General features: G+C 43.0%; 30 protein-coding genes. 26 read left to right on the top strand and 4 right to left on the bottom strand.

The window, feature by feature from the left end; translation table 11 throughout:
• Positions 1 to 56 precede the first annotated feature (56 nt).
• From BLL40_RS11995 to BLL40_RS11905, 19 genes are all read left to right on the top strand, one after another.
• Positions 57 to 1,007: an ABC transporter substrate-binding protein gene (locus tag BLL40_RS11995; RefSeq protein ID WP_073712145.1), complete on the top strand. Its 951-nt coding sequence runs from the start codon at positions 57 to 59 to the stop codon at positions 1,005 to 1,007.
• Positions 970 to 2,025: a FecCD family ABC transporter permease gene (locus tag BLL40_RS11990; protein WP_073712144.1), complete on the top strand. Its 1,056-nt coding sequence runs from the start codon at positions 970 to 972 to the stop codon at positions 2,023 to 2,025. Before BLL40_RS11995 ends, BLL40_RS11990 begins: the two co-directional genes overlap by 38 nt.
• The gene (locus BLL40_RS11985) at positions 2,025 to 3,491 is read left to right on the top strand and encodes an adenosylcobinamide amidohydrolase (RefSeq protein WP_073712143.1); all 1,467 of its coding nucleotides are present in this window, start codon (positions 2,025 to 2,027) and stop codon (positions 3,489 to 3,491) included. Before BLL40_RS11990 ends, BLL40_RS11985 begins: the two co-directional genes overlap by 1 nt.
• Positions 3,488 to 4,468, top strand: a complete 981-nt coding sequence (gene cbiB, locus BLL40_RS11980; protein WP_073712142.1) for an adenosylcobinamide-phosphate synthase CbiB — start codon at positions 3,488 to 3,490, stop codon at positions 4,466 to 4,468. The genes BLL40_RS11985 and cbiB overlap by 4 nt, the downstream gene beginning before the upstream one ends.
• Entirely contained in the window at positions 4,425 to 5,498 is a 1,074-nt protein-coding gene (cobD, locus tag BLL40_RS11975) for a threonine-phosphate decarboxylase CobD (RefSeq protein ID WP_073712141.1), read from the top strand. The genes cbiB and cobD overlap by 44 nt, the downstream gene beginning before the upstream one ends.
• A complete protein-coding gene (locus BLL40_RS11970; protein WP_073712140.1) occupies positions 5,492 to 6,037 on the top strand; it encodes a bifunctional adenosylcobinamide kinase/adenosylcobinamide-phosphate guanylyltransferase in 546 nt (181 codons plus the stop codon). The genes cobD and BLL40_RS11970 overlap by 7 nt, the downstream gene beginning before the upstream one ends.
• Positions 6,022 to 7,482 carry a cobyric acid synthase gene (locus BLL40_RS11965; protein WP_073712139.1) on the top strand — a complete coding sequence of 487 codons (1,461 nt, stop codon included), beginning with the start codon at positions 6,022 to 6,024 and terminating at the stop codon, positions 7,480 to 7,482. Before BLL40_RS11970 ends, BLL40_RS11965 begins: the two co-directional genes overlap by 16 nt.
• A complete protein-coding gene (locus BLL40_RS11960) occupies positions 7,479 to 8,258 on the top strand; it encodes an adenosylcobinamide-GDP ribazoletransferase (RefSeq protein ID WP_073712138.1) in 780 nt (259 codons plus the stop codon). The genes BLL40_RS11965 and BLL40_RS11960 overlap by 4 nt, the downstream gene beginning before the upstream one ends.
• The gene (locus BLL40_RS11955; protein WP_073712137.1) at positions 8,216 to 8,830 is read left to right on the top strand and encodes a histidine phosphatase family protein; all 615 of its coding nucleotides are present in this window, start codon (positions 8,216 to 8,218) and stop codon (positions 8,828 to 8,830) included. Before BLL40_RS11960 ends, BLL40_RS11955 begins: the two co-directional genes overlap by 43 nt.
• On the top strand, positions 8,782 to 9,207 hold the full coding sequence (locus tag BLL40_RS11950) for a bifunctional adenosylcobinamide kinase/adenosylcobinamide-phosphate guanylyltransferase (protein ID WP_073712136.1): 426 nt from the start codon (positions 8,782 to 8,784) through the stop codon (positions 9,205 to 9,207). The genes BLL40_RS11955 and BLL40_RS11950 overlap by 49 nt, the downstream gene beginning before the upstream one ends.
• The gene (locus BLL40_RS11945; RefSeq protein ID WP_073712135.1) at positions 9,204 to 9,791 is read left to right on the top strand and encodes a cob(I)yrinic acid a,c-diamide adenosyltransferase; all 588 of its coding nucleotides are present in this window, start codon (positions 9,204 to 9,206) and stop codon (positions 9,789 to 9,791) included. The genes BLL40_RS11950 and BLL40_RS11945 overlap by 4 nt, the downstream gene beginning before the upstream one ends.
• Positions 9,788 to 10,276 (top strand): ECF transporter S component, encoded by a 489-nt coding sequence (locus tag BLL40_RS11940; RefSeq protein WP_073712134.1) that lies wholly within the window; start codon positions 9,788 to 9,790, stop codon positions 10,274 to 10,276. The genes BLL40_RS11945 and BLL40_RS11940 overlap by 4 nt, the downstream gene beginning before the upstream one ends.
• Positions 10,269 to 10,937: a hypothetical protein gene (locus BLL40_RS11935; protein WP_073712133.1), complete on the top strand. Its 669-nt coding sequence runs from the start codon at positions 10,269 to 10,271 to the stop codon at positions 10,935 to 10,937. The genes BLL40_RS11940 and BLL40_RS11935 overlap by 8 nt, the downstream gene beginning before the upstream one ends.
• A gap of 179 nt (positions 10,938 to 11,116) precedes the next feature.
• Positions 11,117 to 11,563: a DUF6376 family protein gene (locus BLL40_RS11930; protein WP_073712132.1), complete on the top strand. Its 447-nt coding sequence runs from the start codon at positions 11,117 to 11,119 to the stop codon at positions 11,561 to 11,563.
• Positions 11,564 to 11,658: 95 nt separating this feature from the next.
• Positions 11,659 to 12,636, top strand: coding sequence for a dihydroxyacetone kinase subunit DhaK (gene dhaK / locus BLL40_RS11925; RefSeq protein ID WP_073712131.1), 978 nt, complete (start codon positions 11,659 to 11,661; stop codon positions 12,634 to 12,636).
• A 10-nt stretch (positions 12,637 to 12,646) separates the two neighbouring features.
• Positions 12,647 to 13,252 carry a dihydroxyacetone kinase subunit DhaL gene (dhaL, locus tag BLL40_RS11920; protein ID WP_073712130.1) on the top strand — a complete coding sequence of 202 codons (606 nt, stop codon included), beginning with the start codon at positions 12,647 to 12,649 and terminating at the stop codon, positions 13,250 to 13,252.
• Entirely contained in the window at positions 13,245 to 13,628 is a 384-nt protein-coding gene (gene dhaM / locus BLL40_RS11915) for a dihydroxyacetone kinase phosphoryl donor subunit DhaM (protein WP_073712129.1), read from the top strand. The genes dhaL and dhaM overlap by 8 nt, the downstream gene beginning before the upstream one ends.
• A gap of 146 nt (positions 13,629 to 13,774) precedes the next feature.
• Positions 13,775 to 14,152, top strand: a complete 378-nt coding sequence (locus tag BLL40_RS11910) for a PH domain-containing protein (protein WP_073712128.1) — start codon at positions 13,775 to 13,777, stop codon at positions 14,150 to 14,152.
• 285 nt (positions 14,153 to 14,437) lie between these two features.
• Complete coding sequence (locus BLL40_RS11905) at positions 14,438 to 14,998, top strand: DUF1836 domain-containing protein (RefSeq protein WP_073712256.1); 561 nt, start codon at positions 14,438 to 14,440, stop codon at positions 14,996 to 14,998.
• 105 nt (positions 14,999 to 15,103) lie between these two features.
• On the opposite strand, the gene aspA is transcribed toward BLL40_RS11905, so the two are convergent.
• The 4 genes from aspA to cidR form a co-directional block, all read right to left on the bottom strand.
• Positions 15,104 to 16,525, bottom strand: a complete 1,422-nt coding sequence (aspA, locus tag BLL40_RS11900) for an aspartate ammonia-lyase (RefSeq protein ID WP_073712127.1) — start codon at positions 16,523 to 16,525, stop codon at positions 15,104 to 15,106.
• Between the two features lie 205 nt (positions 16,526 to 16,730).
• Complete coding sequence (locus tag BLL40_RS11895) at positions 16,731 to 17,105, bottom strand: hypothetical protein (protein WP_073712126.1); 375 nt, start codon at positions 17,103 to 17,105, stop codon at positions 16,731 to 16,733.
• A 14-nt stretch (positions 17,106 to 17,119) separates the two neighbouring features.
• On the bottom strand, positions 17,120 to 17,650 hold the full coding sequence (locus BLL40_RS11890) for an acyl-CoA thioesterase (RefSeq protein WP_073712125.1): 531 nt from the start codon (positions 17,648 to 17,650) through the stop codon (positions 17,120 to 17,122).
• A gap of 146 nt (positions 17,651 to 17,796) precedes the next feature.
• A complete protein-coding gene (gene cidR / locus BLL40_RS11885) occupies positions 17,797 to 18,693 on the bottom strand; it encodes a cidABC operon transcriptional activator CidR (protein WP_073712124.1) in 897 nt (298 codons plus the stop codon).
• A 129-nt stretch (positions 18,694 to 18,822) separates the two neighbouring features.
• On the opposite strand from cidR, the gene namA reads away from it, so the two are divergent.
• From namA to accC, 7 genes are all read left to right on the top strand, one after another.
• Complete coding sequence (gene namA, locus BLL40_RS11880; protein WP_425429419.1) at positions 18,823 to 19,854, top strand: NADPH dehydrogenase NamA; 1,032 nt, start codon at positions 18,823 to 18,825, stop codon at positions 19,852 to 19,854.
• Positions 19,855 to 20,038: 184 nt separating this feature from the next.
• Positions 20,039 to 20,296: a YciI family protein gene (locus BLL40_RS11875; RefSeq protein ID WP_073712122.1), complete on the top strand. Its 258-nt coding sequence runs from the start codon at positions 20,039 to 20,041 to the stop codon at positions 20,294 to 20,296.
• Between the two features lie 160 nt (positions 20,297 to 20,456).
• Positions 20,457 to 20,591 carry a hypothetical protein gene (locus BLL40_RS18065; RefSeq protein ID WP_281247260.1) on the top strand — a complete coding sequence of 45 codons (135 nt, stop codon included), beginning with the start codon at positions 20,457 to 20,459 and terminating at the stop codon, positions 20,589 to 20,591.
• Between the two features lie 226 nt (positions 20,592 to 20,817).
• On the top strand, positions 20,818 to 21,561 hold the full coding sequence (gene pxpB, locus BLL40_RS11870; RefSeq protein WP_245797945.1) for a 5-oxoprolinase subunit PxpB: 744 nt from the start codon (positions 20,818 to 20,820) through the stop codon (positions 21,559 to 21,561).
• Positions 21,561 to 22,559, top strand: a complete 999-nt coding sequence (locus BLL40_RS11865) for a 5-oxoprolinase subunit C family protein (RefSeq protein WP_073712121.1) — start codon at positions 21,561 to 21,563, stop codon at positions 22,557 to 22,559. The genes pxpB and BLL40_RS11865 overlap by 1 nt, the downstream gene beginning before the upstream one ends.
• A 25-nt stretch (positions 22,560 to 22,584) precedes the next feature.
• Positions 22,585 to 23,034 carry an acetyl-CoA carboxylase biotin carboxyl carrier protein gene (gene accB / locus BLL40_RS11860; protein ID WP_073712120.1) on the top strand — a complete coding sequence of 150 codons (450 nt, stop codon included), beginning with the start codon at positions 22,585 to 22,587 and terminating at the stop codon, positions 23,032 to 23,034.
• A 16-nt stretch (positions 23,035 to 23,050) separates the two neighbouring features.
• Positions 23,051 to 24,403: an acetyl-CoA carboxylase biotin carboxylase subunit gene (gene accC / locus BLL40_RS11855; RefSeq protein WP_073712119.1), complete on the top strand. Its 1,353-nt coding sequence runs from the start codon at positions 23,051 to 23,053 to the stop codon at positions 24,401 to 24,403.
• Positions 24,404 to 24,406 lie beyond the last annotated feature (3 nt).

Raw genomic sequence — 24,406 nt, 5'->3', positions numbered from 1 at the left:
CACCTCTATCACGTAGAGGTGTTTTTTATTTTCTGAAAAAAAAGGAGGAATTATTGATGAAAAAATCATGGCTGGCATTAGGAATATCAGCGGCATTACTTGCAGGCTGCGGTGCGGAGGAAACGGACGCGCCGAAAACGACAGATGAAAATACAGGAACAGCTGGAGGTTTCCCGGTTACTGTAACGGGAGCGGATGGTAATAAGGTCGAAATTGAAGCGGCTCCGAAGCGCATTGTCACATTAGTACCAAGTAATACGGAGATCGTGTACGAATTAGGTCTTGGCGAAGAAATCGTTGGTGTATCGGATAATGATACATATCCGGAAGACGTACAAACGAAAGAAAAAGTCGGTGGCATGGAGTTTAACGTTGAAAAAATTATCAGCCTTGAGCCGGATCTTGTTTTGGCACATGATTCTGCCGGTGCCGCTGCTGAAACAGGTCTTCAGCAGCTTCGCGATGCAGGCATCGATGTTCTTGTCATTAATAACGCGGACAGCATCGATGAAATGTATAATTCGTTTGAATTAATTGGACAAGCAACCGGGACAACAGCAGAAGCTGAAACGGAAGTGAAAGAATTAAAAGCGGATTTTGCGGAGCTTGAAAAAAAAGCCGCTTCTATTAAAGATGAAGACGTGAAAAATGTCTTTTTTGAAGTTGATCCAACACTTTACACAGCAGGAAACGGCACATTTCTAAATGAAGTTTTTGAGCTGATTAATGTTAAAAATACAATGGTAGATCAAGAAGGATGGCCGCAAGTAACGGAAGAAGCAGTAATTGAAAAAAATCCAGATGTTATTTTACTCAATTACGGCTCTTACGTGGAAAACGCGGTTGATGGCGTGTTGATGCGCGAAGGCTGGGATAACGTGAATGCAGTGAAAAATAAAGAAGTCATTGAAGTGAATGCCGATATTACGAGCCGGACAGGCCCTCGTCTTGCAGAAGGAGCTGAATCCATTGCGGAAGCGGTCTACCCAGACGTTTTTGCCCAATAAAAAAACGGCTTACGCTTTTGCATTGTTGTTTCTCATTGCGGCCATCTTTATAGGGACAGCAGTTGGAACGATACACGTCCCATTTCGGCACATTGCTGCGATTTTAGCGCATCATTTATTTGGAACGGGGCTGTCAATGGACGCATCTATTGACAATATCGTCTGGAAAATCCGGTTCCCTCGTGTGGTGCTTGCAGGTTTAATTGGGGCTTCACTGGCGATTGCGGGAGCCGCCTTTCAAGGACTGCTCCGTAACCCGCTAGCTGATCCGTATACACTTGGTGTTTCTTCCGGGGCATCAGTGGGTGCGGTGCTTGTGCTGTTTTTTCATGTCTCGATTCCGTTTCTCGGTGGATTTACGCTGCCGGTTGTCAGTGTGGCCGCAGCCATTTTAACGATCTTTTGTGTGCTTTTGTTTGCGCAGACGATTGAGCGTTCAATGAAGCTTGAAACGATTATTTTAACAGGCATTATTTTCAGCTCGTTTCTTGGTTCGTTCATTTCATTGATGATTGCGCTCACTGGCGAAGAGCTACGGCAGATTATCAACTGGCTACTTGGTAGTGTTTCAATGCGCGGATGGCCATATGTACAGCTTATGACACCATTTTTTATCGGCGGCGCGTTGCTACTCATGTATATGGCACCAGAATTAAATGCGATGTCATTTGGTGAAGAAAAAGCGAAATATCTCGGTGTGAATGTTCAACGAAAAAAAATGATGGTCCTGATTGCGGGTTCCGTCTTAACAGGTGCGGCAGTTGCGGTGTCCGGCACGATCGGTTTTGTCGGTCTTGTCGTTCCACATTTTGTTCGTATTCTCATCGGTCCTGATCACCGACACCTGCTACCACTTTCAATGATTACCGGTGCAGGATTTTTAATCATGGCTGATTTAACCGCTCGTACGATTATTTCACCGACCGAGCTTCCGATTGGAGTTATTACGTCACTGGTGGGGGCACCAATATTTGCACTTATTTTATTAAATAAAAAACGAAAAGGGGGCGTCGCGTGATGCTGCAAGTGAACGAGCTTTCAGGAGGATACGGAAGCGGGCTTATTGTCCGCGGCGTATCCTTTTCTGTTAAACAGGGGGAATTGTTCGGCATTCTCGGGCCGAACGGGAGCGGGAAAACGACCTTGCTGAATATGATCAGCGGGTTAACAAAACCGGCATCTGGCACGATTGTTGTGAAAGAAAAGCCGATTTCAACTTATGCACTGAAAGAATTGGCGCGTGTCGTTGCCGTGCTTCCGCAAATGACGTCGAGTCAGTTTGCCTATACAGTGAAAGAAACGGTATCGCTCGGCCGATATGCGCACCAAACTGGATTTTTTAAATCGTGGACCGATGAAGATGAAGCGGCTGTGCAGGAAGCGATGAATCAAACGGGAACGTCTTTATTTGCAGATAAGCCGCTATCTGCATTGTCAGGCGGCGAGCGGCAGCGTGTCTTTCTTGCACAGGCATTGGCACAGGAACCAGAAATTTTATTGCTTGATGAACCGACCAATCATCTTGATTTATCGTTTCAAAAAGACTTGCTTGATTTATTAAAACAAATGACATCGAATGGACTCACCGTCATTTCAATTTTTCACGATTTAAACCTCGCGTCGCTTTACTGTGACCGGCTTTTGTTAATGAAAAACGGTGCTGTGCATGCAATAGGTACAGCAGCTGACATTATGAAAGAGCAGCACATTCATGACGTGTATGATACGGATGTGCAAAAACAGCCGCATCCTGAAGTGCCAAAGCCGCAAATGAGTTTATTGCCTGCACGAGCGGACGTGCAGCCGGTTGAAATTGGTGAAGAATTATTGGAGTGGCACAGTGACTACATTTCGATTCGTCCACCTGTTCCATTAAAGACCCTATCATCCGGTGTCATCGGAGCCGGATGGGGATGGCGCAGTGCATTTGTGAACCGGCACGTCGATAAAAACTACAATCTGGATAACTTTGAAGAAGAAGCAGCAAATTATTTTCGTGAACGCGGGTTTGACTTAAATGAAACCGTCGGTATGATGACAGCGGTGAAAATGGACGATGTGGCATATCGACGGAAGGTTCGGGATGACGTATCGGTATTCGTCGTTACTACAGCAGGTGTCGGCAACGCTGTAGATGTGACGAGACAGCGTACAAGCTGGAAGGAAAAGAATAAACCTGGAACAATCAATATTTGGGTATTTGCGAACGGTAAGCTATCGGAAGAAGCTTTTGTACAAGGGCTCATGACCGCGACTGAAGCGAAAGCGAAAGCACTTGCTGATGCGGGTGTTTGTGATCCCGAAACGGGCACCATCGCGACCGGCACATCAACCGATAGTATACTAATTGCGGCTACACAGCGAGGAGCGTACCAGCAATTTGCCGGATCGATTACACCGCTTGGCATTGCGATCGGCCTTGCAGTGTATGAAAGCGTCACTGAAGCGCTCGAAAAAAGTAGCCGCAGAAAGGCAATACGATGATATCCCATGCTATGGCCATTATTGCTGCACTTATTCTTGATCGTCTGATCGGTGATCCAAGAAATGCTCCCCACCCGGTTAAATGGTTCGGGCATTTCATTGCGCTGCTGGACATAAAATGGAACAAAGGTGCATACCGCTATGAAAAAGGAATCGCGATGCTCATCGTCGTTCTCGTCGTCACGGCAAGCGCTTCGATGACTCTCTTATATGTCGCATCAAGGATACATCCAGGTACTGTGATCATGATCGAAGCGATCATGATCTGGGCATCGATTGCCCCACGCAGTTTAAAAGAAGCGGGTATGGATGTCTATAAGCCACTTAAGGATGGAGATATGAACGAAGCACGCCGCAAACTATCGTGGATTGTCGGGCGTGATACGGATACCCTCGATGAAGGTGAAATCACACGCGGTGCAGTTGAAACGATTGCTGAAAATACGTCAGATGGTGTCATCGCCCCATTATTTTGGGCGATGATCGGTGGCGGACCGGCGGCTCTTTTATATAGAGCAGTCAACACGTGTGATTCAATGGTCGGCTACCGGAACGATACATATGAACAATTCGGTAAAGCGGCGGCACGTTTTGATGATATCGTTAATTATATCCCTGCACGGCTGACGGCTTTTTTGCTCGTTGTCGCAGCAGATAAACGGACAGACATTCGCCGCCGCGCCTGGCATATAGTCGTGCGTGATGCGAAAAAGCATCTGTCGCCAAATAGCGGCTGGTGTGAAGCGGCGGTGGCTGGCCTTTTACAAATTGAACTAGGCGGATTAAATACGTACAAAGGCATCGTCTCAGATCGTGCCCGAATGGGAGAAGCAATCCATGAGCGCCGTGCTGAACACATTTTGGAAGCCGCCACATTAATGGAACGGGCCACGTACTTATTCGTGGCTATGTTTCTAGCAGGAGTGTTTGTTTATGAATTTGCCATCGCACGGAGCGAATCCGTCCCATTTATATAAAGCATCAGGCGTTACGGAACCAAGGAATGTTCTGGACTTTAGCGTGAATACAAATCCGTTCGGTCCGCCGAGCTGGTTAAAAGAAAAATGGCCGGCTCTTTTACATACAATCGAAGACTACCCGGACCCGACTGGCCGAAAAGCTGTCGCAGCCATCGCGGAACAGTTCACCGTCTCACATGAACAGATTTTACTCGGAAATGGTGCAGCAGAAATTATTCATTTCATTGCCCGGCACGCCGCCGGCCAAAAAGCGGTCATCTGTACACCGGCTTTCTCTGAATACGAAGACGCGTGTGAGGCTTACAACTGTCCGGTTGAATCCGTCCCTGTATCTATTGACAATTGGAAGTTGCCAGTTAATGAACTCATCGAAAAAGCAGTCGATGCCGCTGTAATATTCTTATGCACACCGAACAACCCGACAGGCCAGTCTTTTCATGAAAAGGACATTCTCTCGCTTCTTGAAAAAACGAGACAGTCAAAAGTTATGATCGTTATAGATGAAGCATTTTACGATTTCGCAAGCGACGATTCGCTTGCGAAATACGTGAATGAATTCTCGCATCTTGCTGTTATGCACTCATTAACAAAAATGTATGCGATCGCGGGTCTGCGTATCGGCTATGTCATTGCTTCTGAAACGATTATCCGTCAGTTGAAAAACTATCGTCCGCATTGGAATGTCAATGCGATCGCTCTGCAGGTAGCGGAATCCATTGCTGGTGATCATCATCATGCGTCTAAAACAAGGACAATGATTGACGGTGAACGAAATAGAATGAAAGAACAGCTTGAAAGGATCGGTTATCTCGTCTTGCCCTCTTCCGTTAACTTTTATTTGTTAAAAGATCCGGAGCTGGATGATCAAAAACCGCTTCTGCACTTTTTAATGGAAGGCGGCATCGTTCTTCGGCATACAGAAAACTTCTATGGACTAAATGGAAAGTGGCTGAGAGCCGCTGTAAAAAAAGAGCAAGATAACAACCGGCTGATCGATGCGCTCATAGAATGGAGGAACAAATGTTAATCTTTATTTCTGGCGGTGTCCGGAGCGGAAAAAGCGGCATCTCCGAACAGATTGCGATTCGTCACATTCATCCAGAAGGGCGTCTATTGTATGTTGCTTGCGGGTCTAGGACGGATGCAGAAATGGATGAACGTATTTTTCATCACCGCGAGCGCCGGGCAAATTCCGGTTACATGTGGTCAACGATTGAACAGTCTGTTGATATTGGGGACATACCTATTGAACCGAAAGATACGGTGCTCATTGACTGTGTAACGACGCTTCTTGCCGGTGAATATTTTCGGGAAGATAAAGAGGCGTTTGAAGCGGGCGTCAGGATTACGGATGGCATTCTTAACATTCATAAAAGAGCCCAAACGGTCGTCGTCGTTTCGAATGAGCTGTCGTATGAAACGCCGGCGACTGATTTAACGGCTGATTATATGAAAGTGCTTGGAATGGTTCACCAGAAGATTGTGAAACAAAGTGATCTGGCAGTGCTTGTCGAACATGGTATTCCGGTTGTGAAGAAAGGGGTGATGACGTGCGCGGTGTCATGATTCAAGGAACGTCGTCGGATGCAGGGAAAAGTTTTATTGCAACAGCACTTTGCCGTCTACTGATCCAAAAAGGTTACAGACCGGTGCCGTTTAAACCACAAAATGTATCAAACAATTCATATGTAACGGCGGACGGGAAAGAAATTGGCCGGGCACAAGGACTTCAGGCAGAAGCAGCCGGCTTGGAAGCGAAGCCGTGCATGAACCCACTCTTGTTAAAGCCATCGGGAAATGGAGCATCTGAAATTGTCTTGTTCGGTGAACGGCTCGAAGTCATGTCGGGGATGGCGTACCGGACGGATTATTACGACCGGGCGATTGCAGCGATCAAGCAGGGATTGCAGGAGGTAAGTGAACTTGGCGATATAGTTGTCATTGAAGGTGCTGGAAGCCCGGTTGAGATGAATTTGAAAAAACAGGAAGTCGTGAATATGAAAACAGCGGAATTGGCTGATGTCCCGGTAATACTGACCGCCGATATTGACCGTGGCGGACTGTTTGCATCAATCGTTGGCACACTTACGCTGTTAGAAGAACACGAACGTGCACGTGTAAAAGGGATTATCGTTAATCGGTTTCACGGCGATGCACGCTTCTTTGAAGACGGGAAAACGTGGCTTGAAACGTACACCGGAATTCCAGTGCTGGCGGTGCTGCCGTTTTTGCCAGGGCATGCGCTTGATGGCGAAGATTCATTGTCGATCCAGGATATAAGACGGCATAACGCAGCAATTGATATCGCTGTCATCCGGCTGCCGTACATTTCAAATGGAAGCGATATTGAACCGTTTGCATTTGAAGACGATGTGAATGTACGCTGGGTACAGTCAGCCCATTCGTTCGGATCACCGGATGCTGTTATTATTCCGGGGACGAAAAGTGCATTCGCTGATCTTGCTTTTCTAAAAGAAACGGGTCTTGATGAGAGAATTATTTCTTTTGCAAAAGAGGGTGGTGTTGTTACCGGACTGTGCGGCGGATTTCAATTAATGGGTCAAACACTTTCTGATCCGGACGGCACTGATACAGGTGAAACGGGTTCGGTAGCATACGGCATGGGGATCATTCCAGCTCATACGATTTTTAAAAGTGAAAAAACAGTCGTTCGAACAGAAGGAATAGCGTGTGGTATCCCGCTATCGGGCTATGAAATTCATTTTGGCGAAACGAAGGTATGCGGCGAACCGTTTATGGTGTGTGCAGATTATGAAGAGGGCTATAGATCAACGGACGGGAAAGTGAGCGGCACGTACTTGCACCATTTATTTTATAATGATCTGTTTCGGGCAGACTGGCTAAATCAGATCCGCCGAGTAAAAGGATTGACAGAACGCGCGCCACTGGATATGAATAGAGATCAAACGTATGATGTGATTGCCAATCATCTTGAACGTTATCTTGATTGGCCGACGTTTGAAGCCATTTTGAATGGGTCCTCCTTATGAAAGCCTATTTGTATGCAGCTGGCATTATTATTCAATTTTTTACGGTACTGCCACTTCATAAAACGCTGCCGATGGAGAAAGCAGAACTGCGGGCAGTACTTCACTTGTTTCCGGTGCTTGGTCTTGCAAAAGGTATTCTTTATGCCGGTGCATTCTGGGTGTTTCTTGAATGGAACCTCCCGTTTTCAGCGCTGGCTGTGGCATTTATCATCTGGCTTTTGCCGATTGCATTTACAGGAGGTCTTCATCTTGACGGTTGGATGGACTGGGCGGATGCGCATTTTTCGTTTCGCGACAAAGATCGTCGATTGACCATTTTAAACGATCCACGCGCTGGTGCATTCGGTGTTCTCGCGCTTGTTCTGCTATTATCGGCAAAGTTTTTATTCATTTATGAAACGGTTGCAGCAGGGAGTGGCAATGCGATGTTCGTACTGCTCATTCCATTTGTGGCACAGCTATTGACAGGTTTGTTCTTACAATACGTGCCACTTGCAAAAGAAGAAGGACTTGCATATTTTTTTCGAAAAGGTTATTCGAAGTCGCTTCCATATATATATGCGGTGTTTATAATAGCTGTAGGAAGCATTTATAGTATGTCTCCGTTATTCTGGGTGATGCTTAGCTGTTCGGGATTGTATTTCGTCTTAACTAAGAGAGGCATGGAAAGAGAATTTGGTGGTGTGACGGGTGATTTACTCGGTGCCGCACAGGAAGGAGCGGAACTCTTGTTATGGATGATCGTGTGGTTATCGGCCTCTTTCGCCACGGTGTGACATACGCAAATGTAAATAAACAATTTTGTGGATGGACTGATGTGAATGTGACAGAGGAAGGATTAATGGCACTACGTGAAATGCAAGTACCTGACTATGACTGGATCGTATCCAGTGATTTGACGAGATGTGTGCAGACAGCCAGTGCTTTTTGGAGTCAGACTCCACATCAAAAAAATGGGTTCAGGGAGTTCCATTTCGGGGAATGGGAGAACAAGACACACGCGGAGCTGGAACATATGCCGGTTTACCAGGACTGGCTCAACGATTATACGATTCAAGTGCCAGGTGGAGATTCATATGCTGCATTTGCAGAGCGGGTTGAAGAGGAATTTCAGCTGGTTCTTACGGAAATGGCGGAGCAAGATATTCATAGGACAGCGATCGTGACACATGGTGGTGTTATTCGTCATTTGCTGTCGGTGTTTGCGCCAGAAAAAAAGTCATTTTCGGACTGGACGTCGGATAACGGACAAGGCTATGAATTATCCGGTTCTCTTTCCGCGATGAGGAGGGGTGAGCGATGCATCTCGTTACAGGCGGTGCCTTCAATGGAAAAAAACAATGGGTAAAAGAGTATTATACGTTAGATAAAGTAGATCATCAATGGCATTCGTTTTATGAAGAAAAGCAAGTGCCTCATTTTACAGAAGGTATTGTTGTATTAGAAGGTATCGAACGACATGTCAGAATGCTTCTTGAAAAAGCAGAGACCGCGTTTGAAGCGCGCATGTTGTTTAAAAAGGATCTTGATCATTGGAAAACAGAAAAAAGAGATGTTGTGTTAATAGGGACGGATATGATGAAAGGTATTGTGCCGATGAATGCATTTGATCGACACTGGCGTGATGCAACAGGATGGTGTTTTCAGGATGCAGCAGCGGCCTCAAGCCGGGTAGATACGGTCTGGTATGGTATTGCCGAAATGATAAAGGGGGAAAAAAGATGAGATTGTATACAAGAACAGGGGATAAAGGCGACACGAGCATTATTGGCGGGCGCGTTGGGAAAGACAATTTGCGGGTGGAAGCATATGGGACAGTTGATGAACTGAATTCAGTTGTCGGTATGGTGGTAACGGAGCTTGATCCAGCAAAATTTAAAGATATTTTAGCCGATCTGGAAACGATTCAGCATGAGCTGTTTGACTGCGGCGGTGACCTTGCCACAGTAAACGGCAAGCGTGGATTTAAGCTGCAGCAGGAATCGATTGATGAGATGGAAAAGAAAATCGATGTGTATATTACGGAGGCGCCCGAATTAGAACGGTTTATTTTACCGGGCGGTTCAAAAGGATCAGCGGTGACTCATCTGGCACGTACAGTCACTCGCCGGGCGGAACGGCTTGTTGTGGCGTTAATGCGTCAGGAAGACGATATTCACCCGGTGACGCTTAAATATTTGAATCGTTTGTCTGATTACTTCTTTGCGATTGCCCGCGTCATTAATTTCCGTGAAGGTGTGAAAGATGTGGAATATGTGAGAAGTGCAAAGGTGTTTCGCGGCGGCAAGCGGAAAGAGGAAAAGGAATGAGCTCGAAAAAAATAAGCTGGCTGGCGTTATTTGTCGCGTTATCGGTTGTCGGGGGCATGATCAAAGTGCCGGCGCCGATTGCAAGCGTGGCGCTTGATTCGTTTCCAGCATTAATTGCGGCGGTTTTACTGGGCCCAGCTGCCGGCGCTTTAGTTGGAGCATTTGGTCATCTTGTCTCGGCGCTCATCGGTGGACTTCCGCTAGGCCCGCTGCATGTCGTAGTAGCCCTTGAAATGGCAGCCGCTGTGTGGATGTTTGGTAAACTGTACGTATCCGGGCGTAAAGGGGTGGCAGTCGCTGTTTTTATCCTCTTTAATGGATTTGTTTCCCCCGCGCCGTTTATTTTACTTATGGGGCTTCCATTCTATATTGGGGTGGTACTGGGAATTACAGTAGCAGCGATTTTTAACGGAGTCATTGCTGCTATTTTAATACCTCGTCTCGCACAGGCTATTGAAAAGAGGTTTGGTCGTCTGCATGCGTGACGTTATTAAAACGAATGGACTGATCATCGCTACAGATAATAGCGGGGCTGTTGGGAATAAGCAGGACGATATCGTTCGTGTTCCATATGAGACTGTTGGTTATTTTTCAGCACGTGTTGCACTAATGGAGTGCGTTGCAGCAGGCGGCGAACCGTTTGTGGCGATCATTCATAATTTTTCTGGGGACGATGCGTGGCTGTTATTATGTGAAGGTGTTAAACAGGCGGCATCAGAAATTGGCTGTACTCTTGAATTGACCGGCAGCACCGAGTCGAATTTTGTCATGAATCAGTCCGCAACAGGTGTCGTCATCATAGGCAGGCATATAAGGAATATCGATCAATTTGATAGGAATACGGTACGGTACGGTGTTATTGGCAAACCGCTCGTCGGTTCCGAAGTGCTGGAAAATCCAGACGATGTTGCTTCTTTAGCCATTTTCAAAAAAATCAATTCTATGTCAGGTGTTGAATCGGTTATACCAGTTGGATCAAAAGGTATTCGCCATGAACTGGAGCAGATTACCGGGAAGTCTTTTGAATGTGGACTAAATCTAGAAAAATCATCCGGACCGGCGACATGTTTTATTATAGCTGTGCAGGAAGCAGCGGTGGAAGCAGTAGAACAGACAGCGGAAATCGTTCACTGGTGTAAGACATAAAATGGGGCCTTCGACAGTTTACTGTCGGAGGCTTTTTATCTTTTCCAAAGGAAGATTCCCTCTTCAATCGTGTGAAGGGCGTAGCCTAACGATAAGGGGAAGATTAAAGAAATAAACATGAATCTATTTCATTTATTTGGACGTATATCAAGTATAAAACTGAATGGAGGAAACCGTTGATGATGAAATGGATCGCAGCATTCGGACTATCTGCTGTTATTCTTGGTGGATGCAGTCTGCTTGACGAAGCAAACAATACATTGACATATGCAACCGATATGACTGGCTTTTTAAATGAAACACAGCAATTTGCAAGTGATGTGCCGGCATTGCTCGAAAATGCCGCATCAAACCCGAACATTGTGGAGGACGCACAGAAACAGTTTGAAAATATGCAACAGGAGATTGATTTTATGCAGGCAATAGAGACACCTGCTGTCGCAGAAGGTATTCATGACAAAGTGCTTGATTACAGCGCTCAGCTTGAAACCGGTATAAGTGAAGCACTAGTCAAACTTGAAAATGGTGTTGTTGATCCGGCCGCTTTATTTGAAAACACAGAGTTACTGCAAACGATCCAAAAGCTTCAAGACCTTCGAATGAACATTGAACAGCTCGGACAATAAAAAGAGAGTACATTCCTTAAGTAAGTAGGCAGGACTTCATGCAAGTTTTGTCGAATTATTATAATATTAAGAGGAATCAGAAAGAGGAGATAGACATGGATAAGCTCATGCAAGATGCGAATCGATTTGTGTCAGATATAGTAGATGGCCTCGTATTAGCCCACCCAAATCAGTATGAAAAAGTAGAAGGATTGAACGTCGTCAAACGAAAAGGTGGAGCCATCGCCGATAAGGTAGGCCTCGTTTCTGGTGGAGGAAGCGGACATGAACCTGCACACGCTGGCTATATAGGAGATGGAATGCTCGATGCGGCTGTCTGCGGAGAAGTATTCACCTCTCCAACACCGGATATGGTACTCGAGGGAATCAAAGCAGCAGATGGAGGCGCAGGTGTACTCCTAGTCGTTAAAAATTATTCCGGCGACGTCATGAATTTTGACATGGCCAAAGATTTGGCCGAATTAGAAGGAATCCAAGTCGAGACAGTAGTAGTGAATGACGATATCTCGATTCAGAATGAAGAAGACCGTCGAGGTGTCGCTGGCACGGTTTTCGTCCATAAGATTGCTGGAGCAGCAGCCGCTTCTGGAAAATCATTGGACGAGGTGAAGCAAGTAGCGGATAAAGTCATCAGCCGGGTCCGTTCAATGGGAATGGCGCTTTCTCCTTGTTATATGCCGGAAAGTGGAAAGCCGGGTTTTGAACTGCCTGACGATGAGATGTGGATCGGGATCGGGATCCACGGGGAGAAAGGTGTTGAGCGAAAAGCGGTTGCTCCAGTCAAAGACATCGCCGCTCAGCTAGTCGAGCATTTAACAGCTGAGGTAACAGATAAGCGCATTGCTGTCATGGTAAATGGCATGGGGGGGACGCCGGTTTCTGAACTGTATCTAACTTATAAATATGTAAGTGAACTACTCGAGCAAAAAGGGTATGAAATTGTCCGTCCTTATGTAGGAAATTACATGACGGCACTTGAAATGCATGGATTCTCTATCACGTTACTCCCTGTTGATGAGGAATTACTACAATATTTAGATGCCTCGTCGAAGGCAATCGGATTTTTAGTGTGAGGTGGAATAGATGAAATTAACAGTAGAAGCATTACGCAGAGCCTTGCTTGCGACAGCAGACGCAATTGAACAGCAAAAGGATGAACTGACGGATCTAGATCGGGAAATCGGAGACGGCGATCATGGGATTAATATGTCTCGCGGTTTTCAAGGAGTTAAAAAGGAGCTTGAGGCACAGAATTCACTCACAGATCTTGGAGAGTTGTCAAAACTAGTTGGAATGACGCTCATTAAGACGGTTGGCGGTGCTTCGGGTCCCCTGTATGGAACGGCATTCGTAAAGTTTGCGACAAAATGGAAAGACAAACAGTCTGCAGAGGGAGAAGATCTATTTGCTGGTTTTAAAGAAGCAACGGAAGGCATCAAGAGCCGTGGGAAATCACAAGTTGGTCAAAAAACGATGGTTGATATTTGGGAACCCTTTACAGCCGCACTTCAAACTGATACGAGTTTAGAGAAAGTAATTGATCAGGCATTAGCGGATACAAAGGCAATGGTAGCAACAAAAGGACGTGCTTCCTACTTTGGCGAAGAAACAAAGGCTGTTCAAGATCCAGGAGCCTTGTCGAGTTCCATTCTTTTAAAGAACATCGCGGAGGTGCTGCTTCATGATTAATCTAATTCTCGTCTCGCATAGTGAAAAGCTTGCAACAGGTTTAAAGGAATTGCTGGCTGAAATGGTACCATCCATCGAGATTTTGGTGGCGGCTGGATTGGAAGACGGAAAAATCGGGACAGAAGTTTCACGAATCGAGCAAGCTTTTTCTCGAATTTCGGATGATGCATTGATTTTGACAGATATCGGATCAGCAACGATGAATGCGGAAATGGCGCTCGAATTGTATACTGGAAAGCATACCATTCGCTTCGTCGACGTACCTCTCGTGGAAGGTTCGTTTCTAGCAGCAGTCTTAAGCGGACAAGGCCAACAGATCGATCAGATTGTGACAGCGCTTGAGCAGGAATATTTATCAAAAGAAAAAACGAATTAACAAATAAAATAAAGCTCACCTCCAAGTCAATGATTTGGGGGTGAGCTTTATTTGCTGTCCAAGCATGCTTTTCAATAGGTTTTTAACTTGAATTAAAATTGGAATTCTCATCATATAATAAGAAAAATAATGAAGGAGTGGGTAAATTGGGATTTTTAGATGGGCTGATGGGGAATGCTTCAGAAGTTGACAATGAAGAAATGAAAAAGGAATTTGGAGAGGTTCTTGTAAAAAATGAAAAAGTAGAAAAATCGTACAAACTGATTCGGGATCTATTTATTTTCACGAACCGGCGGCTGATCCTAGTTGATAAGCAGGGGATGACGGGAAAGAAAGTAGAAATTCAGTCTTTGCCATATAAAAGTATTACCCGCTTTAGTGTTGAAACGGCGGGAAGTTTTGATCTGGATGCAGAGCTGCAAATTTGGATTGCAGGTGATGTGGAGCCGATTAAGAAACAGTTTAATAAAAGTTTAAATATATATGAAGTGCAAAGAGTACTGGCTGATTATGTCTTAACATAATTTGTAGATGCCACATATAAATGCAAGCTCAGTCTTCCTAAACAAGAGAAGACTGAGCTGTTTGCACGAATTCCTGATTATAACACGTATACATAAACACTTAAAAAGTGAGCAAAACTGCCAAGCAGGATGAAGTTTTGAAAGGTTTATATATCTCTAAAACATTATGTAGTTTTTAATACTTTATATAAAGATGATATCGTATTGTTATGTGGTCAAGTTTACATGGCATTGATGTTCACCTATAATAAAGGCAATGTAAATATGATAAAAGAAGGTGTTACGATGGGAAACTTAATAGATATTTTGAATGAACTGCATCTCGAAAACCAGCTCACACCGGATGAAATACCGAACATTGATCTATATATGGACCAAGTTATTCAATTATTTGAACATAAATTTAATGAATCAACCCGTAATGAAGATGAAAAAGTGCTGACGAAAACGATGATTAATAATTATGCGAAAGGAAAACTGCTTTTCCCAATTAAGCAAAAAAAATATTCTAAAGAACATTTATTATTAATCAGTCTTATCTATCAGCTAAAAGGCACACTATCAATTAGCGATATTAAAACGACACTTGAGGGGATAAATGAAAATATTGATGAAATCGATATCGATTTATTTTATAAAAACTATCTCGATATTGCTGAAAACAATGTTATTCATTTCAAAGAAGAAGTGATGAGCCGTATGAATAAAATTAAAGCGGATACAAATGAACTGGAACACATTTTGTATATTCTTTCGCTCGTTCATATGAGTAATATGTATCGAAAAACAGCTGAAAAACTCGTTGATCAAATTATATCGACACAACATATAACGAAAACGGAGTAGGAAATGTGTGAATAGCCGCTAAGTGGGAAGAACTATTAAGATCAAAAAGGAAAAAAGACTATTCGAGAAAGCAAGTCATTAACTGCTAAACGAATAGTCATGTATTTATTTATCTAATAAAGATGCTCCAGAAATACCTGGATTGGTCATGTCGTAAGGATCTAAAATTTGATTTAAATCTTCTTCAGATAAAATACTATATTGTTTGCAAAGCTCACGGACAGACTTACCTGATACGATCGCTTCACGGGCAATTTTTGTAGCCGTTTCATAGCCGATATGCGGGTTAATGGCTGTAATCGTCCCGACGCTCGTTTCTACATAATGTTTCATTTGATCTTCATTTGCTTTTATACCTGAAACGCAGTAATTAGTAAAAACGGTGAAGCCATTGTTCATAATACTAATTGACTGAAGCAGGTTGAAAACGAGAACGGGCTCCATTACATTTAACTCAAGTTGACCGGCTTCTGATGCAAGGCAGATGGTATTGTCGTTCCCAATCACTTGAAAGGCAATTTGATTAATGACTTCAGCCATTACAGGGTTCACTTTTCCTGGCATTATCGAAGAACCCGGTTGTCGGGCTGGCAAATTAATTTCATTTAACCCTGCACGTGGACCGGAAGCCATTAATCTAAGATCGTTTGCGATTTTGGACATATTCATCATGCACACTTTTAACGATGCGGATACTTCTGTGTAGACGTCTGTATTCTGGGTTGCATCCACTAGATTTTCCGCTGCAAGGAGTGGGAAACCACTGATCATTTTTAACTGTTTGACAACGGTTAAAATGTATTGAGGGTCTGCATTTAAGCCTGTTCCAACAGCTGTTGCGCCCATATTTACTTCGTACAAGTGCTGCCGCGATTGAGTAATTCGTTTTATATCCCGTTCAATAACACGGCAGTATGCTTCAAATTCTTGCCCGAGCCGGATTGGAACGGCATCCTGTAAGTGAGTACGGCCCATTTTGATAATATGATCAAATTCGTTTGCTTTCTCTTTGAACGTTTGATGCATATATTCCATGGTCGATAGTAATTTTTCTGAAAGAGCAAGTGTTGCAATATGAATAGCGGTTGGAAACGCATCGTTTGTTGATTGTGCCATGTTGACATGTGTATTTGGGCTTAAAAAAGCGTAGTCTCCTTTTTGTCTGCCGAGTATTTCCAATGCGCGATTTGCAATGACTTCATTCGTATTCATATTAATGGATGTGCCAGCTCCACCCTGTATAGGGTCAACAATAAATTGATCGTGCCACTGGCCGTCAATAATTTCTTCTGCCGCTTGAACGATGGCTTTTTCCAAATGGGGAGGAAGGCGATCAACTTCTTTGTTGGCAATAGCTGCTGCTTTTTTAACAATGGCCATCGCTTTAATTAACTCATCATGGATACGATAGCCTGTAATCGGAAAATTTTCAACTGCACGCAATGTTTGAATACCATAGTACACATCAGCCAGTACTTCTTTTTCTCCTAAAAAATCTTTTTCAATTCGTTTATTCACCTTAGTCATTTAGATTCTCCCAATCGTCTTTTAATAAAATGTTTCGACATCACTATTATGTATCAGTGAAACAAGAAGATAGTCAAACTATAACTTATCATTAGTGTACACAATTAGACATCATAATAAAACTGAGATGAAACGGACCGAACGATTGTTAACAACGTAAAATAAAAAATACACCATGGAAGCAAGAGCTTTTAAGGTGTATTTTTTATTTTACGCTTGAAGAGCCTACTAATGATTCAGGTGTATTGCCGAGTGCGAGCAGGCTAATTTTCGCGTAGCCGGCTTCTTTAAATGTTGTAAACAGTTGTTTTACTATGGATGCGTCTGTATCCATTTTCAATGTATCCACTTCTTTTTTATATAAACGAAGAACCGATCCTTGGGATAGATTAGGCAGGCAATTGGATGCGTCTTCATCCATAAGCAAGCAGCCCATATACTGATATTTCATTTGAAGGGCACGTGTTAAATTTATTACATGTACCATTTTTTCAAAAAGCGCCGGATAAGTTTGTTCTAGATGATTCAATGCTTTTTTTGCCTGTTTTAACTCGTCAAGACTGCATAAAGTAGTAAACATTTCCTATCCTCCTTTTATCGGTCCCATGGTTTTTTCAATGTTATATATTCTGCAAGCTCTTTACTTTTCGTTCTTCTCCGCTTACGCATTTCGGCACGGTCTTTTGCCGAATTATATAGAAATTTTTCCTCTTCTGTTTCTGGAATGACGCCAGGTACTTCAACAGGGCGCTTATTTTCATCGAGTGCAACAAATGTGAAAAAAGCAGTCGCAGCGATACGACGGTTTCCTGTAATGATGTCTTCCGCAATCACTTTACAAAAAATCTCCATTGATGTACGGCCTGTATAGGTGACGAATGATTCAAGGCAAAGTGAATCACTTTGATGAATCGCATCTAGAAAGTCGATGGAATCCGTTGATGCAGTCACACATTCTTTTACACGTGCGTGACGCCGTGCGGAGAGGCTAGCGACACTGTCAATTTTTTTCATGAGTACGCCGCCGAATAGTGTTTGATAATTATTTAAATCGCATGACAATACTTGATCAGCATGGACAATGCGGCTTTCGCTCATTTTAATCGCCTGTTTTGGAGCATTCATGTGATTTGTTTCCTCCTATAGTGGAATCCTGCTACAAGTGTACCTTGGCATTAATAAGGAAGTAAAATGGTTATTTTTCATTCCTAGCATAGCTTTTTTCTATGTAAATGCTTCCAAATATGAATAGTACGTATGAAAAAACGAGTCTATTTGTTTAGATTCATTTTTGAAAATTGGGCTTTCGTAAACTGGAGCCACTCTTTGGCTGCATAGGAAAGATATTGATTTTTTCGCCAAATAATCGCCAAGTTCCACTTAATCGAAGGATTAACTACTTTAACAGCTCGAACATGATCGTGAAGATGACGACAAATGCTTTCTGGTAATAAAGAAATACCTAGTTCAGAGGCGACCATTTCTTCAATGAACGACCACTGAGAGCTTTCGGAAATAACGTGTGGATGAAAGCCAGCTAAATTGCATGAAGAAACAATCCGGTCATTTAAAACGAAATCCTTGTTAAATAAAATAAAGGATTCAGCTGATAGTTCAGACAAATGGATTTCTGTTTTATTTGCTAATGAGTGAGAACGAGGAAGGATTAGCATTAAATCTTCTTCCATAAAGGAAAAATATTCGAACACTTCATTTTTCGTCGGCATCACAATAACTCCTACATCAAGATCATTGTTTGCAACATCCTCTTCAATCTTTTTAGAACCATCTTCTAAGAGCTGAAATGTAATACCTGGATATATTTTATGGAAGGCACCGATAATTTTCAAAAAAAAATGTGCATCAAAAACAGGCGGGAGGCCGATCCGTATATGGCCTTTTTTTAATTCCAGCAAGTTGTCCAGCTCTGTTTCTAAATTGTGAAATGCTTGATCTACTAATTTTGCCTGCTCAAGTAAAATACGTCCTGCATCGGTCAACACAATTTTTTTACGGGATCGGTCAAATAGTTCAACACCAAGCTCCACCTCTAAATTTTTAATCATTTTGCTGATCGTTGGCTGCGTAATAAACAAATGCTCTGCTGCTTTTGAAAAGCTGTTAAAGTTCGTCACTTCAATAAAATAGTGCAAATGCTTAATGTCCATGTGTGTACACCTGCTAAATATAAGTTATGTTTATTATAGTATAATCACGTTAATTCACAAATAAAGTCTTTTTGTTTGAAAAAAAAGTAAAGGATTGAGAAGATGCCTGTATAGAAAGGGGTTTTTATTATGAGTACATTATTTTCACCATATACAGTAAAAAATTGTATGTTAAAAAACCGAATTGTTATGTCACCGATGTGCATGTATTCAGTTGAAAACGAAGACGGGAAAGTGACAAACTGGCATCCACTTCATTATGGAAGCCGTGCCGTCGGAGGAGCGGGCTTAATCATCGTCGAATCAACAGCTGTTCATCCACAAGGACGAATTTCTGTGAAGGATTTAGGTATTTGGAGTGATGATCACCTTGAAGGATTAAAGAAAATTGTCGATACGGTTCATAAGTATGATGCAAAAATTGGCATTCAGCTTGGTCATGCAGGTCGGAAAGCGGTAATCGATGGACCAATTTTAGCACCTTCACCGATTGCTTATCAGGATGACATGAAGCAACCTGAAGAAATGAGCAAAGAAGATATACGAAAAACAATTGCAGATTTTAAAGAAGGAGCAAGACGGGCAAAAGAAGCGGAATTTGATGTGATTGAGCTGCACGGTGCTCACGGCTATTTAATCAATGAATTTTTATCTCCTTTATCCAACAAAAGAGCGGATGAATACGGAGGAAGCCGCGAAAATCGGTACCGCTTTTTAAAAGAAATTGTTGAGGCAGTAAACAGTGTGTGGGATGGACCTTTGTTTGTACGCTTATCTGTCGCTGAATACCATCCTGATGGCAATAAGATCGATGATTTCATCTATTTTTCACAGCAGATGAAAGCACAAGGAGTAGATTTAGTCGATTGCAGTTCAGGCGCGATCGTTCCGGCAAAAATAAATGTGTATCCAGGTTATCAAGTGCCGCTTGCAGAAGAAATCAAAAAGAACGTAGACATTGATACCGGAGCTGTCGGACAGATCACCGAACCGGTGCACGCAGAAGAAATTGTTAGTAACGGAAGAGCAGATCTCGTTTTTTTGGCACGGGAATTACTGCGTGATCCGTATTGGCCATTAAAAGCTGCTGCGCAGCTCGGCGTATCGATTAAAGGACCGGTTCAATATGAGCGAGGATGGCAAGAAATTTTGCCCAAATAGGATCATGAAAAGCGGTATCCAGAAAAGTGATTTCATATTTCTACCTTTAAATAGTTAGCGTGCTTTTGATTTTCAGTTTGTTTTGCGTCGTAAGGATTCATGGGAAATGCTTGAGAAACGTTTTTTTTGAAAACATCTGATAAAATAGATACGGTATGTAATACAAGTAAACGGAGGGAAACGAATGGCTTATTATGCGGCTTTGTTACATATGTTAGACCCGGAAAAAAATAAAGAAGTTCGTCCGCTTCATATTGAGTATTTAGAGAAACTAGAGGAAGAAGGAAAGGTGTATGCGCGAGGCCCGTTTGGCGATAATTCAGGAGGGCTTGTCGTATATGTCGCAGATTCTTACGAGGAAGCACAAACACTTGCTCAGAATGATCCCGTTGTTATTCATAAAGTACGCCGTCTTGAATTGAAAGAATGGAAAAAGAATTAATGACAGAGCCTGACAATTGAGTCAGGCTTTTTTTTTGAAAAGAAGCTCTTTGTTATAGTAAAAAATTTTAAAAAGAGGTACCCGTTATTAAATCAAATATGGCTGCTGAGCTACGGGGAAGAAGTGCTTAGTATAATTTGCTAGCAGCGTGGTGAGCTTGTTGAGCTATTATAGTATCGGTGCTCTTATTTCGGCATTGTCTGACCTTTTGTCGGAAAGTGGCAACATCGAGCTTATCTTTGATGCGTACCTTGTTGTCATTGCCTTTCTAGTAACTGCATTTGTTGATTGCTAATAAGGAAAAATCATTCATAAAGATAGAAAAATGAAAGAATAAAGTCAAACTTTATAGGGGAATAATGTATATCATATATAGAAAAGGGATTGCCTGAAAACAATATGTTGAGGCAATCCCTTTTTAATTTATCTTGCTTTTTGTTTTTCTAATAAATATAATAAATATAAATTCCGGAATGAAGAATATAAGTTCCGAAATTCGGAACTGATGGTGGTGAAGAAGAATGACTCAACGAACGGTTTTTAACAAACCTTATATTGAAATGAAGCCGCTTGGAGACTCGGCGGTCATTGTTCAATTTGGCACGGAAATTAGCTCCATTGTTCATAACAAAGTGAAAGCGTTAACAATCATGCTTGCTCAACATTCTTTTACAGGATTTATTGAATGTGTACCAGCATTCGCCAGTGTGACGGTTTTTTACAATCCGTTCATCGTACAGCGTACTTATGGTTCAGGAGAAAGTAAATCTCCTTTTCAAATTGTTTGTTTCATGATGGAAAAACTCGTAAAACAGGTTGTTGAAGAAAAGGAAGAAAAACCGCATATTGTGGAGATCCCGGTTTGCTATGGCGGTGAATATGGTCCGGACTTACAGTTTGTAGCGGATGAGAATCAGCTATCGAAAGAGGAAGTCATCGAGATTCATTCAGGTGGAGAATACCTTGTATATATGATCGGATTTGCTCCAGGCTTTCCTTATTTGGGAGGGCTTTCAAGAAAAATTGCTACGCCACGCCGCTCTACTCCTCGTTTGTCCATACCGGTTGGAAGTGTCGGTATTGCGGGGAATCAAACCGGTATTTATCCAATAGCCACACCAGGCGGATGGCAGTTGATTGGTCGAACACCATTAAAACTCTTCCAGCCGGAAAAAAATCCTCCGAGTCTTCTGGCTGCGGGAGATGTGGTGAAATTTGTGCCGATCATGGTGGACGAATATGAAAATTATCAGGAGACAACATAATGAGCATAAAGGTCATTCGCCCTGGCTTGCTTGCAAGCATTCAAGATTTGGGCAGATACGGGTTTCAAAAATACGGAATTATCGTTAGTGGGGCAATGGATTCTTTTTCGTTGCGTATAGCAAACCTATTAGTCGGCAATCAAGAAGGAGAAGCCGCGATTGAAGTTACAATGATGGGTACTTCATTGCAGTTTGAGAAAGATTCATTAATTGCAATTACAGGTGGAGATTTAAGCCCAGTCATCGAGGGGAAAAAGGTTCCTTTATGGAAGCCAGTTCTAGTCAAAAAAGGCAGTATACTTCAGTTCACTGCTTGTCGATCAGGATGTCGTGCCTATATGGCGGTATTCGGTGGCTATGATATTCCAGAAGTGATGAATAGCCGAAGTACTTATTTGCGAGGAACAATCGGCGGGTATGAGGGGCGAGCTTTGCAAGCAAATGACGTGTTGCTATTTAAGAAAAATGAGCAGGCACATGATTTAGTTAATCATTTGAAGAAAGAGTGGAAAGATAAATCGTTTCATACCGTCGATTGGTATGTTCCAGCTGATCAAGTGTTAAATAAGCAGGAGATACTGGTTATAAAGGGGGCCGAGTTTGAGCGTTTTTCTTCTGAAAGCAAAACGACATTTTTTGACGAGGAGTTTCAAATTACCCCTCAGTCAGATCGAATGGGGTACCGGCTTTCGGGATCGGAATTGCAACTTAATGAGCCGTTTGAACTTTTATCAGAAGCGGTAGCTGAAGGAACCATTCAAGTACCACAGGATGGGAATCCAATTATCTTGCTTGCGGACCGGCAAACGACAGGCGGCTACCCTCGGATTGCGCAAATTGCAACAGTTGATTTGCCTGCTATAGCCCAATTGAAACCGGGTGAGAAAATCCGCTTTAAAGAAATAACATTGGAAGAAGCAGAGCAGCTTTACTTAATGCGTGAGCAGAATATAGAAGCCATCAAAACCGGTCTTTTGCTAAAACAAAGGTCGTTATAAAAACAAAATGTGGGGAGAAACAATAATGTTGAAAATGAATGAATTGCAGGAAATGGTGAACATCTTTGATCGGTCATCGGTGAATGTGTTTACGTTCGAATATGAAGGCATGAAGATCAAGCTGGAAAAAACAAAGGAAGTTCACCAGGTTGAGCAGGCAGAAAAAGTATCGACAAGTGTGCCGAAATCAGTAATGAAAATTGAAAAGCAGGCTGAAGAAGAGATAAGTGCTTTAGAGCATGTTGTCTCACCGATGGTAGGAACCTTTTATGCAAGCCAAAGTGCAGGGGAAGAGCCTTTCGTAAAAGTTGGCACGAGCGTAAAAGCTGGCCAGGTCGTCTGCGTGCTGGAAGCGATGAAGCTGTTTAATGAAGTACAAGTTGAAGAAGATGGGGAAATTATTGAAATTTTAGTGGAGGATGGCGATGTTGTAGAGTATGGACAACCGCTGTTTGTTATACAGAAAAGCCAGTAAAAAGGGGGAATAAGAAATGTTTAAAAAGATACTGGTCGCAAACAGAGGAGAAATCGCTGTTCGAATCATTCGTGCCTGCAAAGAATTGGGCATTGGAACGGTCGCTGTATACTCGGAAGCAGATAAAGAAGCGCTGCACGTCAAACTGGCAGATGAAGCATTTTGTATTGGAAAAACAGCTTCAAAAGACAGCTATTTAAATATCCACAATATTATGAGTACAGCAGCAGTAACGAAGGCGGACGCGATTCATCCAGGTTATGGTTTTCTTGCTGAAAATGCTGACTTTGCGGACATTTGCCAGCAGTGTGGTGTTGTATTTATCGGTCCTGATCCGGAAGCAATCCGAAAAATGGGCGCCAAAGCGGTGGCAAGAGAGACGATGAAACAGGCAGGTGTTCCAACTGTTCCGGGGACAGAAGGGTTAATTGAAGATGACCATGAAGCACTGCGCACTGCAAGAGAAATCGGGTTTCCTGTTATTGCGAAGGCGACTGCTGGGGGTGGCGGAAAAGGCATGAGGCTCGCTGCTTCTGAAGAGGAATTGCCAGATGCGATTCGGCAGGCGCAAAATGAAGCGGAAACAGCATTCGGAAATGGCGGTGTTTACCTTGAAAAGTATTTAGAGGAACCGCGGCACATTGAGATTCAAATTATGGCCGATAAGTTTGGAAACGTGATTCACCTTGGTGAACGAGACTGCTCCATTCAAAGACGGCACCAAAAATTGGTGGAAGAAGCGCCGTCACCAGCCCTCAGTGAAGAGCTTCGTCAGCAAATGGGCGCTGCTGCTGTAAAAGCGGCGAAAGCAGTCAATTATCACGGAGCGGGTACGGTGGAATTTTTGCTCGATAAACACAATCAATTTTATTTTATGGAGATGAATACACGTATTCAGGTAGAGCACCCGGTTACAGAGCTTGTGACAATGGTGGACTTGATTAAGGAACAAATTAAAGTAGCGGCAGGTTATGCTCTTTCATTCCGTCAAGAGGAAATTCAAATTAACGGCTGGGCAATCGAATGCAGGATTAATGCAGAAAACCCAGCGAATAACTTTATACCTTCACCGGGTCAAGTGGAAATGTACATTCCGCCGGGTGGTTTTGGAGTACGAGTCGACAGTGCGGTGTACCCCGGTTATACGATCTCCCCATTTTACGATTCGTTGGTGGCAAAAGTCATCGTGTGGGGCAGCGATCGGGAAGAAGCAATTCAAAAAATGAAAAGAGCGCTTGATGAATTTGTCATCACGGGCATAAAAACAACAGTTCCTTTTCATCTCAGTCTGTTGGAGAATGAACATTTTATTAAAGGTGATTTTAATACGAAATTTTTGGAAATGCATCATATAGCGGTTACAGAATAAAAA

The sequence above is a fragment of the Domibacillus mangrovi genome, assembly GCF_001906925.1.
GTDB classification, from domain to species: Bacteria; Bacillota; Bacilli; order Bacillales; family Domibacillaceae; genus Domibacillus; species Domibacillus mangrovi.
This window is presented reverse-complemented; position numbering and strand designations above follow the sequence as displayed.

Bases quoted from the DNA above. Each gene is read 5' to 3' on its own strand.
- BLL40_RS11995 (WP_073712145.1), top strand. From the start codon at position 57: ATGAAAAAATCATGGCTGGCATTAGGAATATCAGCGGCATTACTTGCA.
- BLL40_RS11985 (WP_073712143.1), top strand. From the start codon at position 2,025: ATGCTGCAAGTGAACGAGCTTTCAGGAGGATACGGAAGCGGGCTTATT.
- cbiB (WP_073712142.1), top strand. From the start codon at position 3,488: ATGATATCCCATGCTATGGCCATTATTGCTGCACTTATTCTTGATCGT.
- cobD (WP_073712141.1), top strand. From the start codon at position 4,425: ATGAATTTGCCATCGCACGGAGCGAATCCGTCCCATTTATATAAAGCA.
- BLL40_RS11970 (WP_073712140.1), top strand. From the start codon at position 5,492: ATGTTAATCTTTATTTCTGGCGGTGTCCGGAGCGGAAAAAGCGGCATC.
- BLL40_RS11960 (WP_073712138.1), top strand. From the start codon at position 7,479: ATGAAAGCCTATTTGTATGCAGCTGGCATTATTATTCAATTTTTTACG.
- BLL40_RS11955 (WP_073712137.1), top strand. From the start codon at position 8,216: ATGGATGATCGTGTGGTTATCGGCCTCTTTCGCCACGGTGTGACATAC.
- BLL40_RS11950 (WP_073712136.1), top strand. From the start codon at position 8,782: ATGCATCTCGTTACAGGCGGTGCCTTCAATGGAAAAAAACAATGGGTA.
- BLL40_RS11945 (WP_073712135.1), top strand. From the start codon at position 9,204: ATGAGATTGTATACAAGAACAGGGGATAAAGGCGACACGAGCATTATT.
- BLL40_RS11940 (WP_073712134.1), top strand. From the start codon at position 9,788: ATGAGCTCGAAAAAAATAAGCTGGCTGGCGTTATTTGTCGCGTTATCG.
- BLL40_RS11935 (WP_073712133.1), top strand. From the start codon at position 10,269: ATGCGTGACGTTATTAAAACGAATGGACTGATCATCGCTACAGATAAT.
- BLL40_RS11930 (WP_073712132.1), top strand. From the start codon at position 11,117: ATGATGAAATGGATCGCAGCATTCGGACTATCTGCTGTTATTCTTGGT.
- dhaK (WP_073712131.1), top strand. From the start codon at position 11,659: ATGGATAAGCTCATGCAAGATGCGAATCGATTTGTGTCAGATATAGTA.
- dhaL (WP_073712130.1), top strand. From the start codon at position 12,647: ATGAAATTAACAGTAGAAGCATTACGCAGAGCCTTGCTTGCGACAGCA.
- dhaM (WP_073712129.1), top strand. From the start codon at position 13,245: ATGATTAATCTAATTCTCGTCTCGCATAGTGAAAAGCTTGCAACAGGT.
- BLL40_RS11905 (WP_073712256.1), top strand. From the start codon at position 14,438: ATGGGAAACTTAATAGATATTTTGAATGAACTGCATCTCGAAAACCAG.
- aspA (WP_073712127.1), bottom strand. From the start codon at position 16,525: ATGACTAAGGTGAATAAACGAATTGAAAAAGATTTTTTAGGAGAAAAA.
- BLL40_RS11895 (WP_073712126.1), bottom strand. From the start codon at position 17,105: ATGTTTACTACTTTATGCAGTCTTGACGAGTTAAAACAGGCAAAAAAA.
- BLL40_RS11890 (WP_073712125.1), bottom strand. From the start codon at position 17,650: ATGAATGCTCCAAAACAGGCGATTAAAATGAGCGAAAGCCGCATTGTC.
- cidR (WP_073712124.1), bottom strand. From the start codon at position 18,693: ATGGACATTAAGCATTTGCACTATTTTATTGAAGTGACGAACTTTAAC.
- namA (WP_425429419.1), top strand. From the start codon at position 18,823: ATGAGTACATTATTTTCACCATATACAGTAAAAAATTGTATGTTAAAA.
- BLL40_RS11875 (WP_073712122.1), top strand. From the start codon at position 20,039: ATGGCTTATTATGCGGCTTTGTTACATATGTTAGACCCGGAAAAAAAT.
- pxpB (WP_245797945.1), top strand. From the start codon at position 20,818: ATGACTCAACGAACGGTTTTTAACAAACCTTATATTGAAATGAAGCCG.
- BLL40_RS11865 (WP_073712121.1), top strand. From the start codon at position 21,561: ATGAGCATAAAGGTCATTCGCCCTGGCTTGCTTGCAAGCATTCAAGAT.
- accB (WP_073712120.1), top strand. From the start codon at position 22,585: ATGTTGAAAATGAATGAATTGCAGGAAATGGTGAACATCTTTGATCGG.
- accC (WP_073712119.1), top strand. From the start codon at position 23,051: ATGTTTAAAAAGATACTGGTCGCAAACAGAGGAGAAATCGCTGTTCGA.